Source organism: Streptomyces sp. NBC_01283 (assembly GCF_041435335.1).
GTDB lineage: Bacteria > Actinomycetota > Actinomycetes > Streptomycetales > Streptomycetaceae > Streptomyces.
In genome coordinates this window covers 541726-554418 of the sequence record NZ_CP108430.1, presented here as the reverse complement: position 1 = coordinate 554418, position 12693 = coordinate 541726, and the positions used below count along the sequence as shown (strand labels likewise).

Sequence of the window (12693 nt, the reverse complement as noted above, 5' to 3'; positions counted from 1 at the left end):
CAGGCGATCAGAAGTCCAAGTAGTTCTTCTTCGTCCAACTATGCTTCCCAGTTATGGAGTTGCGACAGCTCGAATACCTGGTGGCCGTGGTCGAGGAGGCCAGCTTCACCCGGGCCGCGGACCGGCTGCACGTCACCCAGCCGGGAGTGAGTTCCCAGATACGGCAACTGGAGCGCGAGCTGGGCCAGCGGCTGCTGGATCGCTCGGGCCGCACGGTCCGCCCCACCGAGGTGGGTGCCACCGTGCTGGAGTACGCGCGCTCCGCGCTCGCCTCGGTGGCGGGGGCCCGACTCGCGGTGGACGAGTACACCGGGCTGCTGCGTGGCCGGGTCGCGGTCGGCACGGTCACCATGGCGTCCGAGCTCGATCTGCCCGGGCTCCTCGCCTCCTTTCACCGCCGCCACCCGGGCGTGGACATCAGCCTGCGGGAGTCCAGCTCGGACGAGCTGGCCGCCGCCCTGACCGCCGGCGGGCTCGACGCGGCCGTGCTCGCCCCGGCCCATGCTCCGCCGCCCGGCATCCAGCTCCAGATCATCGCCGATGAACCGCTGGTGGCCGCGGTGAGCCGGGATGACCCGCTCGCCCTGTCCGGGCGGGACCAGCTCACGCTCACGGAGCTGGCCGACCGTACGCTGATCACCTTCACCCACGCCACCGGCACCCGAGGAGACATCGACGCCGCCTGCGCCGCAGCCGGCTTCCGGCCGCGCATCGCCTTCGAGGCGAGTGACCCGAGGGTGCTGGCGCGGCTCGCGGCGTACGGCATGGGCGTGGCGATCCTGCCCGAGCCGATCGCCCGTGACCATCCGGACGAGCTGCATGTGCTGTTCACCCACCCCGCCATCTGCGGTCGGCTCGCCCTGGCGTGGCGGGAGGCGGGTGCGCAGAGCCCGGCGGCGCGGGCGTTCCTGGCCCATGCCCGTACTGCCTTCAGGACTCCGGCCTGAGCAGGCGCGACATCAGTTCGGCGTTCTGCTGAGAGGAGGCCCGGATACAGGGCGTTCCGGGCCGGCGGTGACCGTCGGGGGTTTTCGGGTTGTCAGGCGCGGTCGTGGAGCGTGACGTGGTAGCCGTCGGGGTCGGCGAAGGTGAAGGTCCGGCCGAAGGGGCCGTCGATCGGCGCGGAGACGACGGTGTGACCGTCGGCGACGAGAGCATCGTGGATGGCCTGGACGTCCGTGGCGTGGAGCCAGATCGCGAGACCGATGCCGGGCTGGGCAACGGATGCGAGATCGGTGCCGGGGATGACGTCGCGGAGTGCGAACACGATCGGCTCCGTCTCGAAGACGACGGCGTGCGGAGGCCCGGCCTGTGAGCGGACAAGGCCGAGGTACTGCTCGTAGAACGCCTGCGAAGCGTTGAGGTCGCGTACCTGGAGCGAGATGAAATCGGGGCCGGTGACGGGCATGATGCTGCTCCTTCCGTCCGTGTCAGATTCCTGACACGGGTCAACGTATGTCAGACTTCTGACATGAGTCAAAAGGGTGTCGGCGTCGACCTGGACAAATCACTGGGCTACCTGCTGAAAGAGGCGTCGAGCGCTCTGCGCGCAGCCATGGAGGAGGTGCTGCGGCCGCTCGGGATGAGCGTGACGCACTACTCCTGCCTGGAGCTGCTGGCTCAACGGCCGGGCTTGTCGAACTCCGAGCTCGCGCGTGGCGCGTTCGTGACACGGCAGTCGATGAACGTGCTGCTCCAGAACCTGGAACGAGAGGGCTATGTGACCAGGCCTGCGGAGGCGCCCGTCGGGAAGGTTCTTCCCGCGCGACTCACGCCTCGCGGCCGACGGAGCCTGGAGAAGGCGAGCGTGGCGGTCCGGTCAGTCGAGGTCAGAATGCTGGCCGACATGACCGAGGCCGAGCAGTCAGACGCGTTCCGGATTCTGCAGGGCATGATCCATTCCCTGCGTGATGGCAACGACGGCGCATAGCTCGCTCCTCGGCGTACGTCTCGCCGGCCGCGACAGGCATAAAAACCGTTGGGATGCCCGACCTGCTTCAGACATGATCGGCTCGTGGACATCTACCTTCAGACCGAGCGGCTGACCCTGCGCCGCTTTACCGCCGATGACGCGGACCTGCTGATCGAGCTGGACAGTGACCCGGCGGTGATGCGCTACCTGACCGGCGGTAATCCGACCGCGCCGGAGGTCGTCCGCGAGCGGCACCTGCCGAACATCATGGCCGGCTACGACAAGTGGGGCGGAAACCTCGGACTCTTCGCCGCGCACGAGAAGGACGGCGGCGCGTTCATCGGCTGGTTCATCCTGCGCCCCGAGCCGGAGGGCCCGCTGGACGAAGTCGAACTCGGCTACCGGCTGCGGCAGCCGTCCTGGGGCAAGGGCTATGCCACCGAGGGCTCGCGGGCCTTGCTGGGCAAGGCGTTCAGCGAGCTCGGTGTGCGCATGGTGTGGGCTGAGACGATGTCCGTGAACCGAGGTTCGCGCAACATCATGGAGAAGCTCGGCATGACGCTCGCGGACACCATCCCTACCCCCTCCGACATGGAGATGGTCGAGGGCTCCGAGCACGGAGGCGTCCGGTACGAGATCACCAAGGAGCAGTGGGAGCAGCAGTAACCACGCTGCGAACGGCCCTTCTGCTTGCGAAGCCGACCACTTTCACTCGACCGGAACCGTGCCTCTCGATAGTCACGCGACGCATTGACCCCACAGCACCATCAAGGTTGCATGCTTGTGGCCCTCCGGTGGGGACCGGGAAGAGGGGCCATGACTTGTCTTGGGGGGAAAATGAGGGGAACCACGAACCGGCGCGGCATCAGACGTGTGCGGGCCGCCTTATGCGCCACCGTCGTGGTCTGCGCGGTCACGACGGTGCTGCCCGGAGTCGCTTCGGCCGAGCCCATGACCGTGGCGGGCGTCGCGAGCGAAAGCGGAGCCGGGGTCGAGCGGATCAGTGTCGCGCCCGACGGAACCCAGGGTGACGGTGACTCCACCGCCGCCACGATCACGACCAACGGCCGCAGTGTCGCCTTCTCGTCGTTGGCGAACAACCTCACACCCGACAACCCGGCGACACGGGAAAGGGTGTACGTCCGCGACCAGCGGATGAGCAAGACCACGCTGATGAGCACCCCCGTCCGCCCGGACCAGCCCCCGGTGATCAGTGGTGACGGGCAGTACGTTGCCATGTGGGGGCTGTGGATGAGAGACACGAAGTCCTTCCTGTCCCAGGTGAGTTCGGGAAGCACGATCGGCATGAACTGCGCGGGACTCAGTTGCAGCCAGTCATCGCTGAGTGCGGACGGCCGCTACATCGCCCAGGTCGCCACCTTCAACCGACCGCCGTCCCGGCAGCGCATCGAGGTACGGGACTGGCGCGCCAACACCACGGAGACCGTCTACGAGTTCGACCACACCGTCTCGTCCCGGCCCTCCATCAGCGGCGACGGCCGCTTTGTCGCCTACCAGGACGGCAAGGCGGAGGACGTCTTCGTGTGGGACCGGACCGACGACACCTCCGCCGGCCCGATCGAGGGCCCGTCCAAGGCAGCGAAACTCGTCCAGATCAGCAAGGACGGCAGCAAGATCGTCTACCTGTCGGGCTCCGACACCTACGTCCAGGACGAGAGCTCGGGCACCGACCAACTGGTGCCGAACGTACGGGGCCTGGCCATCGATCCCACCGGCCGCTATCTGCTGTACGCCCCGAACGACACGACCGGACCGTCGCTCGTGCTGCGCGACCTGCAGACGGGCACCGACGAGATCGTCTCGAACCAGCCCGCCACGGCCGGAACCGACACGGTCAGCGCCGATGGGCGCGACGTGGTCTTCCACTCCACGGCCGACGACATCGTGCCCGGCGACACCAACGGCAAGTCGGACGTCTTCGTCCGCCGCTTCTACTGATCGCACCACGACCGCCACGCTCTCCTGCTGCCCACCGCTCGTGCGCGAGCGGTGGGCAGCAGGGTTCGTATCGGAGCCCGCGCCGGTTCAGAGACCCGATCCGCACGGGGATTCTTCTACGGCTTGGGCACCGAGAAGCGGAAGAGCTTGCCGGACCAAGTGGCGTAAAGGGCGTCGCCGACGGCTTGCGCGGTCCAGGATCCGGAGCCGCCGGTGGCCCGGTAGTGCCAGACCTGCTCGCCGGTGTCCGCGCGGAAGGCATACAGACCCTTCGTGCCCGCGACGACGAACAGTCCGTGCAGGGTGACCAATTGGTCGAGGTCACCCAGTCCCGCCCCTGCCGTCCAGCGTTTCGCGCCGGTCTTGGCGTCGAGCCCGTGCAGGACCTTCTTGTCCAGGTAGCAGACGGTCGAACCGGCGCGTGCGTAACCGCGGTTGCCGCGGGCGGCGGTCTGTACCGTCCACAGGGTTTTGCCCGACGCGGGGTCGAAGGCGGCGAGCAAGCCGCGGGTCGAGCCGTTGAAGCCGGTGCTCGGGTAGCAGAACAGGGTGCCCCCGAGCAGGCTCATGGACCCGGCCCAGCCAAGGACCTCGCTGTTGGTGGGCGGGAGTTCGGTGGGTTTGCTCCAGAGAGTTCTGCCGTCGTCGGGATCAAGGGCGAGCAGCTTCATGCCGGCGTCGATGCCGTAGAGCACCTTGCTCTTGTCCTGCGGGCCCTCCGACGGGCGCTCGGGTGGGTACAGAGTGACGAGGTCCTTCGTCCATACGCGCTCGCCCGTCTTCCGGTCGAGGGCGGAGTAGCCCCTGAGCATCGCGGCCGGATTGACTTTCGACGCACCGCCCCAGGCGAGCAGCGCGCCTGCCGGTGTGGCGCCGATGACCATGCTGATGTCCTTCACGTCACGCGAAGTCCACCGCACCTCACCGCTCGACGCCTGAAGGGCCCGGAAGCGTCCGCCGCTCGTGGTCATGACCAACTCGCCGTCCGAGAAGTCCAGCTTGGGCGCGCTGTCTCCGGCCGGGGGCGCGTCCCACAGCTTCTTTCCGGACCGGCCGTCGAACGCGTGCACCTTGCCGTCGGTGCGCACGGTGTAGACGCGCTTGTCGTCCGGGAGGGCGTCGGTGTTCTGGCCTCCGAGGTCCTTCCACAGGAGTTTGCCGGTGCCCCGGTCGAAGCAGGCACCGGAGGCCTTCTCGGTGCACAGCAGCGTGGAGCTGGTGACCGCGCGCAGGAACATGCCGGGCTGCGGAAGCTCCTTCGCCCAGTCGAGAGCGGGGGCGGCAACCGTGTCCCCGCCGTCCTCGCCGCGTGAGCGAAGGAACCAGGCGGTACCGCCGGCTGCCGCGCTCACGGCGAGTACGGCGCCGCCGGTCAGCAACCGGCGGCGGCTGAGCAGCGGGGTGCGTAGGGCGCCCTGCAACATGCGCTGGTCCTCGGTCACCTGGAGCTCGACCGCGCCGAGCCAGCCGGCGGTGGTCTCCGGGCGCAGCCAGCTCTGGAGCTGCTCGACGGCGGGGCGGCGGGTGGGGTCCTTTTCGAGACAGGCGGTGATGATGCCGAGCAGGCCGTGGGGGACGCCGTTCAGCTGCGGCGCTTCGTAGGCGGCCCGGTAGAGCAGGGCGTGGACCGCGCCCGTACCGAAGGGCGGAACGCCGGTGGCTGCGAAGGCGAGTACGCAGCCGAAGGCGAACACGTCGCTCGCGGGGGTGAGTTCGCCCCCGCGCGACTGCTCGGGCGACATGAAGCCGGGCGATCCCGCGACCTGGCCCTCGGCGGTGAGCACGGTTCCGTCGACGGCCCGGCTGATGCCGAAGTCGATGACCCGGGGGCCGTCGCGGGTGAGGAGGATGTTGGACGGCTTGAGGTCGCGGTGGATGAGCCCGGCGCGGTGGATCGCGGCCAGCGCCTCGGCCAGGCCGCCGCCCAGGACGCGCAAGGTGGCCTCGGGCATGGGCCCGTGGGCGTCCAGGGCGTCGGTGAGGGAAGGGCCGGGGATGTACGCGGTGGCCAGCCACGGCTGGGGCCCCTCAGGATCGGCGTCGACGACCGGCGCGGTGAAGGCACCGGACACCGCGCGGGCGGCCTCGACCTCGGCCCTGAAGCGGCGGCGGAAATCGGGGTCGGCGGCCAGTTCGGGACGCACGACCTTGACGGCCACCGCACGGCCGCTGCGCGACGCGGCGAGGTGGACGCGGCCCATGCCGCCCGCACCGAGCTCTCGGATCACCCGGTAGGGGCCGATGTACGTGGCAGGGGCAGGGGAGGCGGCTTGCGGGGGAGGCGCGGACGGATTTGGTCCGGGCGGCGTTGGCCCAGGCGGTGTCGCTCCCGACGCCGCGGGTGCGGACGGCGGCACGGGTGGTGTGGGTGGCATGGTCACGGCGTGTCGCTCCGGAAGGCGTAAAGGGTGGTCTCGGATGCGGCGAAGAGGGTGCTGCCGGAGATCTGGAGCAGCCAGTTGCTCTTGCCCCCGGCTTTGGCGCCGGAGGGCTGGTGTGCCCATTGCGTCTTGCCGTCGGAGGCGCGCAGGACGACGAACCCCGGTACGTCACCGGTGGCCCAGGTAGGGATCGCCACTACGGACGAGGAGACGACGGGCCCCTGGTCCTGTGCGCCGCCGGTGGTCGTCAGGTGTACCGGGCTCTCGGTGTGCCACACCTGCTCACCGCTGCGCATGTCCAGGGCGAACACGGTGCCCGGTCCGTCGTGGAGATAGGCCCGCTTGCCGCGGACCCTGGCCGGGCTGATGGTGGTCGTCTCGTTGACGGCCGTCCACAGCTTCTCGCCGTCGGTGGCGCCGAAGGCCTGCACCTTGGTGCTGGTGACGAGCAGGGTCTTGCCGTCGGTGGACAGGTGGGGATAGGCGCCGGGCTTGATGACGTCCCGGACCTCCCACCGTTCGGCACCCGAGCGCAGGGCAAGGCCACGGAGCGTGCCGTTGTCCTGGAGGAAGCAGCGGCTTCCCACGGCGTGCGCCTGGAAATCGCTGCCCTTGACCTTGCGCGACCACAGCACCTCGCCCGAGCCGAGATCGACCGCGAGCACCCCATATCCCTTGTGACCGCTGGTGCCGACGACCGCCACCGAACCGGCGACGGACAGGACGCTCTCGACGAAGTCGGCGAACTGGGGGTCGGCGCCCTGCTCGGTGATCGCGTGGGTGAACTTCTGCTTGCCTGTGGCATCGACGCCGAACAGATAGCCGCGCTCGCCGCTCCAGGCCGAGGCGAACAGCGCCGGCCCGTGCACGCCCAGCCACTTGGGGTCCCCTGACGTGCCGGAGGGCAGGCGCAGCGACCCAGCCCAGAGTTCCTTCCCCGCAGTGGTGTCATAGGCGGTGGCGCGTCTCTGTTCCCAATGCACCAATACGTCGCCCAGGAGCTGGAGTTGGGCACTATCCAGCTTCTTCAGCGAGACCGTCCACCGCGGCTCCGGGCCATCCGGGACCTTGGGTTCGGGTCGGCCGGTGGTGCCCGCGCTGCCGCCGCCGCGGGCCGGTGTCGTGCTTGGCTTCGACCGCCACCCGGTCAGCGCCGCGGCCCCGCCGCCCGCGGCGACGGTGGTGGCGGCCGCGGAGATCCACAAGAACCTGCGGCGACTGGACCCCCTGGGGGGAGTGGTGGCGAACGGGTCCTCTGGCAGCCCAAGGGGCGTCATGGGTACGGGCGGCGCGGACACCAGAACGGCGGCGTGTGCCTCCCGCCGCGCCAGATCCTGCCGCAGGCCCTGCGTGAGCAGGGCGGCAGGGTCCGCGGTCCCCAGCGCGCCCAGCACTGAAGCGGCGGGCGGCCGGCGGGCGGGGTCCTTGTCCAGGCAGGCGCTCACCAGGGGCGTCAACGCCGAGGATATTCCGTCCAGTTGGGGCGGATGGTGGACGGCCCGGTAGAGGATCTCGGCCGTCCCTCCGGAGCCGAAGGGGCCGCGCCCGGTGGCCGCGAAGACCAGCACGCAGCCCAGCGAGAAGAGGTCGGCCGCCGGTCCGGCCTCGCGGCTCGAGGTGATCTGCTCGGGTGCCATGAACCCGGGCGTCCCCATTACGGCACCGGTCCGGGTCACCTGGGTGGCGTCCACCGCACTGCTGATGCCGAAGTCGATGACCCGGGGCCCGTCTTCGGCGATGAGTACGTTGCCGGGCTTGAGGTCACGGTGCACGATGCCGGCGTCATGGATGGCCAGCAGCGCCTCCGCGAGGCCGGTGGCAAGGGCCCGCAGGCCCGCCTCGGGCAGTACACCGAAGCCGCTGACGACCTCGTGCAGCGACGGCGCGGGGACGTAGGCCGTGGCCAGCCAGGGCTGCGGGGCGTCCGCGTCCGCGTCGAGCACCGGCGGGGTGAAGAAGCCGCTCACGCGGCGGGCGGATTCGGCCTCGCGCCGGAAACGCCCGCGGAAGTTCGGCGCCTCGGCGTACTCGGGCCGGATGACCTTCAGGGCCACCAGCCGCGAACCCGGCGACCGGGCCAGGAACACCCTGCCCATGCCGCCTTCGCCGAGGAGCTGGAAGACCTCGTAGGGGCCGATACGGGAAGGGCTCTGCTGGCCCGGGACTTGCCCCTGGACTTGCCCAGCGACCTGCCCAGGGATCTGACCGGGCGGCTGCGGGAGGCCGGTGAGAGGCCGGGTCGGGGCGACCGGAGGCTGGGGCACGGTGGTGTGCGCAGGCCGCGCAGCCGTGGGGTCGCTGCTTTCGTGGGGAGGTGTAGGCACGTCGTCGCCGCGGCGATCAGCTCAGCGAACCGAGCACATCACGGGCGGCGGCGATGGCGGCGTCCTCGGCCTGCTTCTTGGTGGTGTCGGAGTTCTCCCGGCTGTAGGTGAAGTCCACGCTGAGCGCGGCGTTGCCCTGCAGGACTACCACCTCTGACTGGGCCAGCGACCCGTCCCGGGCGTCGACGGTGTCCACGAGGAGGGACTCCTCGCCCAGCCCGCTCACCGGCCGGGAACCCTCCACCTTGCGTATGCCCTTGAGGTCGCTGGTAGCGGTCGTCTTCTTCGTGTCGTACTGGCCCTTGGCGCTCGCGCCGACCGTGAGGCTCACACTCAGGCTCTGATAGCTGCCGCCGTAGTCGGCGGGCTCCCACCTCGGCATCCTGCTGATCAGTGTCGGGAGATCCTTCTCGTCCATCAGGCCCGGCGTGCACTTGCCTCCGGGCGCGATCTTGTCGATGGTCGACGCCTTGATCAGCTCGCATCCCTTGGGGACCTTGGTGTACGCCTTGCCCCCTGACGGCGCCTTCGGCTTGGCGACGCCTGCCGGAGCGCCGGAGGGCTTGCCCTTCGCGGCGCTCTTGTCGTCGTCGTCCCCCGACGTGGCGACGACCACGCCGATGACCACGGCCGCGACGAGCGCCGCGGTGCCCCCGATCAGCCAGATGCGAGAACGGCCGCCACGAGGTCCCGAGCCGCCGGGGCCGCGGTGGCCGTCCGGTGGAACCGGCTGCGACCAGGCCGAGGGCGGGCCCGGCGCGTGCGGCGGGACCGGCGGCGGCGCCTGGCCGGGCATCGGGGGCGGCGCCTGGCCGGGGCCCTGAGGGCTGTCTCCGAAGCCCTGCGGGGGGCCCACCTGCGGGTTCTCGCTCACGAAACAGCTCGCTTTCCTACGGTCCAGGTCCTTGGGAGGGGCAGGAACCCACCCCAGGGGAAGTGGCCGGAACCGGTCGACCGGGACCGGACACGACGCGCCGAACCCTCTCGCGAGACACTGCAATGCTGATGAAATTCTGCTGAAGCAGAGGATTGGGTTTCCGCAGGGACTACGGGGAACCGCGGGAACTGCAAAGACCACGGGGGAGTTTGAAGTGGGCACCAACAGATTCGAAGTGGGCACGAACAGGGCTGACACAGCCGACACGGCCACGGCTCCTGATACGCCCGGTGCGCAAGGCGCGGAGAGCGCGGCAGGTCGGCTGCGTCTCGCCCTGCTCGGCCCGGTCGGCGCCCACCGCGGCGAGAAGCCCCTCGACCTGGGGCCCGTACGACGCCAGGCGGTGCTGACCGCGCTGGTCCTGCGGGCAAACACGCTCGTCACCCACCAGCAACTCCTGGACGACGTATGGGGACTTGAACCACCAGGAACCGGGCGCCAGGTCCTGCCCAGTTACGTCTATCCCCTGCGCAAGGCACTGGACGGGCCCGGCGCCCGCCCCACCACATCCGTGATCCGCGGCGAGCGGGGCGGATACCGCTTCATGCCCGGCGAAGCGCGCACGGACATCGGCGAGTTGACCGCACAAGCCGGCGTCATACGCGGCGCGAAGGCCGCGGGGGACCTCACTGCCGCCCTCGACGGCTGTACGCGGGCACTGAACCTGTTCCGCGGAGAGCCGTTGGCCGGCCTGCCCGGCCCGCTCGCCGACGCCGAGCGGCGGCGTCTCGCCCGGCAGCGGCGCACACTTCACCAGGAGCGAGTGGAGTGCCTGGTGCTTCTGGGCCGGTATACGGAGGCCCTGGACGAGCTTTTGGCCGCGCCCACGGCGCAGCCGTACGACGAACCACTCGCCGCTCTTCGGATGCGCGCCCTGTACGGCAGCGGCCGGCAGGCCGAGGCACTCGCCGCCTACCGGGAGACGCGAGACCGGCTGCGCGAGGAGCTGGGCGTGGAACCCGGCGAGGAACTGCAACGGGTGCACCAGGGCGTGCTGCGCCGTGATGACCCGCTGCTGCTGGGCCGGACCCCGCCGCCCCGCACCACGAACTCCACCACCTCGCAAGCAGCGTCCCCGGCAGCCGCCCCCACACAGCACACCCAGCCACCGGCGCCCGAGCGCTCCCCGTCCTCGCCGCGTCCCCGCCGTAACGAACTCCCCGGCGACACCGCCTGGCTCGTCGGCCGGGAGCCAGAACTGGCCCTGCTCACCGAACCGGTGCCCGCCGACTGCGTCTCCGTGGCCGCCGTGGACGGCACGGCAGGGGTCGGGAAGACCGCGCTGCTGGTCCGCGCCGCCTGGACGCTGCACGACCAGTACCCGGACGGCTGCCTGTTCGTGGACCTGCACACCTTTGGCGCTCCCCACGAGAGCCTGCGCCCGCAGCGCGCCCTGCATCAAATGCTCCGTGCCGTCAACGCTGCCGACGATGAACTGCCCGACGAACTCAACGAGTTGGTGTCAGCCTGGCGGGCGGCCACCAGCTCCTTGCGGCTGCTGTTGGTCGTGGATGACGCTCGCAGTGCGGAACAGGTGCGCCCCTTGCTGCCCGCGGGCCCCGGCAGCCGCGTCCTTGTGGCGGGCCGCCAGCGCCTGCCCGGCCTCGACGCCGACCGGCGGCTCACCGTGGAGCCGCTGGACACGGGTGAGGCGGTCACCCTGCTCACGCGCCTCCTTGGTCAGACGCGCGCCGGCCAGGAACCCGAGGCCGCGCAGGAACTCGCCCGCCGCTGCGGCGGACTGCCGCTGGCTCTGCGGATCGCCGGGGCCCGGCTGCAGAACCGCCCGTCCTGGACACTGGCCCACCTGGTCGGCCGGATGTCGGACGACGAACGCCGCCTGGGCGAGCTCCGGGCGGAGGACCGCAGCGTGGAAGCCGCCTTCCGGATGTCCTACGACCTGCTCGCCCCCGAACTGCGCCGCGGATTCAGGGCGTTGAGCCAGGCACCGACCGCTGAGTTCGACGGGCTCACCCCCGCCGTCATGCTGGGCCGCTCGCTCCAGGACACCGAGGACCTCCTGGAGCGTCTTGTCGACGCGAGCCTGCTGCAGCAGCCACGGCCCAGCCGCTACCGGTTGCACGATCTCGTACGCGACCACACGCGCCGCCTCGCCGCCGAGATGCCGGATGAGGCCGCCGCGGACCGCGCCGCCGTGCTGCACCTCTACACGGCCGCAGGGCGCATGGCCAGCGACTGGGGCCCCGAGGGCTACCCGACCGGCCCCGATGTCTCCAATTCCCCCTTCAGGGACTGGCGGGAAGCCGACGCATGGCTGGAGGCCGCGGGCGGCCAGCTGCTCGACGTGGTCGCTTTCGCGGCGGCCACCGGGCAGCGTGAGTACGCCTGCTGGATCGCCGAGTCCCTGGTCGACCCGCTGGTCCGCCAGGGCCGCTTCCACGAGTGCCGCTCGGCCCTGGAGCTCGCGCTGCCCGGCGCCGACCTGGCCGACGACCCGCGGATGCCCTCCTCCCTGCGCAACTGCCTGGCCATCGCGGACATCTATCAAGGACGCTTCCCACAGGCGCACGCCTGGTGCACCGATGCGCTGCGCCTCGCCCGTCACCAGGGCGACCTTCGCGAGCAGGCCCGGGCGACCGCCTCCATGGGCGCCGCGGAGCGTGCGCTGGGCCGTTTCCCTGAGGCGGCCGCGCACCTGAGCGAGGCGATGGGGCAGGCGGCCCGGCTCGACGACGACTGGCTGGCCGGGATGTCGAGCTGCAACCTCGGCGCCCTCCACGACCAGCAGGGGCGGCATGAGGAAGCGCTCGGGTACTACGCCACCTCCCTCACGTTCGCCGAGAAGATCGGCCGCCCCCGAATGATCAGCAAGACCCTGTGCTTCACTGCCGAGGCCCAGCTGGCACTGGGCCGGCATACCGAGGTCAAAGGCCTCGCACGGCGCGCGGCGGACCTGGCCCAGGAAGTCGGCGACCTGCAACTGCGAGCCACGAGCCTGTCCTTGCTGGGCGCCGCGGAACACGGCCACGGAGACCTGCCGTTGGCCATCACTCTCCAGCGGGAAGCCCTGGCGACGCTCACCGAACACACCAGCAGGCCCCTGGAGATGGAGGTCCGCCGTCGCCTCGGCCGCACCTACGAGGCAGCGGGCCACCCGGCCGAGGCCGAGCAGCAGTTCCACATCGCCCGGTCCTTGGCCGGGACGGCCTGATTCCCGCG

The 12693-nt window shown here is 70.6% G+C and carries 9 protein-coding genes; 5 read left to right on the top strand and 4 right to left on the bottom strand.

Translation table 11 applies throughout. The features are described from left to right. Positions 1–53: 53 nt before the first annotated feature. Positions 54–947, top strand: a complete 894-nt coding sequence (locus OG302_RS02465; RefSeq protein ID WP_371525121.1) for a LysR substrate-binding domain-containing protein — start codon at positions 54–56, stop codon at positions 945–947. Between the two features lie 92 nt (positions 948–1039). On the opposite strand, the gene OG302_RS02460 is transcribed toward OG302_RS02465, so the two are convergent. Next, on the bottom strand, positions 1040–1408 hold the full coding sequence (locus OG302_RS02460; protein WP_371525120.1) for a VOC family protein: 369 nt from the start codon (positions 1406–1408) through the stop codon (positions 1040–1042). Between the two features lie 63 nt (positions 1409–1471). Here OG302_RS02460 and OG302_RS02455 point away from each other — a divergent pair, with 63 nt between their 5' ends. From OG302_RS02455 to OG302_RS02445, 3 genes are all read left to right on the top strand, one after another. Next, positions 1472–1930: a MarR family winged helix-turn-helix transcriptional regulator gene (locus OG302_RS02455; RefSeq protein ID WP_371525119.1), complete on the top strand. Its 459-nt coding sequence runs from the start codon at positions 1472–1474 to the stop codon at positions 1928–1930. 84 nt (positions 1931–2014) lie between these two features. Beyond that, on the top strand, positions 2015–2578 hold the full coding sequence (locus OG302_RS02450; RefSeq protein WP_371525118.1) for a GNAT family N-acetyltransferase: 564 nt from the start codon (positions 2015–2017) through the stop codon (positions 2576–2578). A gap of 207 nt (positions 2579–2785) precedes the next feature. Continuing rightward, positions 2786–3871 carry a TolB family protein gene (locus tag OG302_RS02445; protein ID WP_371525117.1) on the top strand — a complete coding sequence of 362 codons (1086 nt, stop codon included), beginning with the start codon at positions 2786–2788 and terminating at the stop codon, positions 3869–3871. 116 nt (positions 3872–3987) lie between these two features. On the opposite strand, the gene OG302_RS02440 is transcribed toward OG302_RS02445, so the two are convergent. The 3 genes from OG302_RS02440 to OG302_RS02430 form a co-directional block, all read right to left on the bottom strand. Beyond that, positions 3988–6099 (bottom strand): PQQ-binding-like beta-propeller repeat protein, encoded by a 2112-nt coding sequence (locus OG302_RS02440; RefSeq protein WP_371525116.1) that lies wholly within the window; start codon positions 6097–6099, stop codon positions 3988–3990. A gap of 149 nt (positions 6100–6248) precedes the next feature. Further along, on the bottom strand, positions 6249–8516 hold the full coding sequence (locus OG302_RS02435; protein ID WP_371525115.1) for a PQQ-binding-like beta-propeller repeat protein: 2268 nt from the start codon (positions 8514–8516) through the stop codon (positions 6249–6251). Positions 8517–8592: 76 nt separating this feature from the next. Continuing rightward, complete coding sequence (locus OG302_RS02430) at positions 8593–9450, bottom strand: hypothetical protein (protein ID WP_371525114.1); 858 nt, start codon at positions 9448–9450, stop codon at positions 8593–8595. 217 nt (positions 9451–9667) lie between these two features. Between OG302_RS02430 and OG302_RS02425 the strand changes: the two genes are divergently transcribed. Then, on the top strand, positions 9668–12685 hold the full coding sequence (locus OG302_RS02425; protein ID WP_371525113.1) for a BTAD domain-containing putative transcriptional regulator: 3018 nt from the start codon (positions 9668–9670) through the stop codon (positions 12683–12685). Positions 12686–12693: the final 8 nt, after the last annotated feature.

Bases quoted from the DNA above. Each gene is read 5' to 3' on its own strand.
- OG302_RS02465 (WP_371525121.1), top strand. From the start codon at position 54: ATGGAGTTGCGACAGCTCGAATACCTGGTGGCCGTGGTCGAGGAGGCC.
- OG302_RS02455 (WP_371525119.1), top strand. From the start codon at position 1,472: ATGAGTCAAAAGGGTGTCGGCGTCGACCTGGACAAATCACTGGGCTAC.
- OG302_RS02460 (WP_371525120.1), bottom strand. From the start codon at position 1,408: ATGCCCGTCACCGGCCCCGATTTCATCTCGCTCCAGGTACGCGACCTC.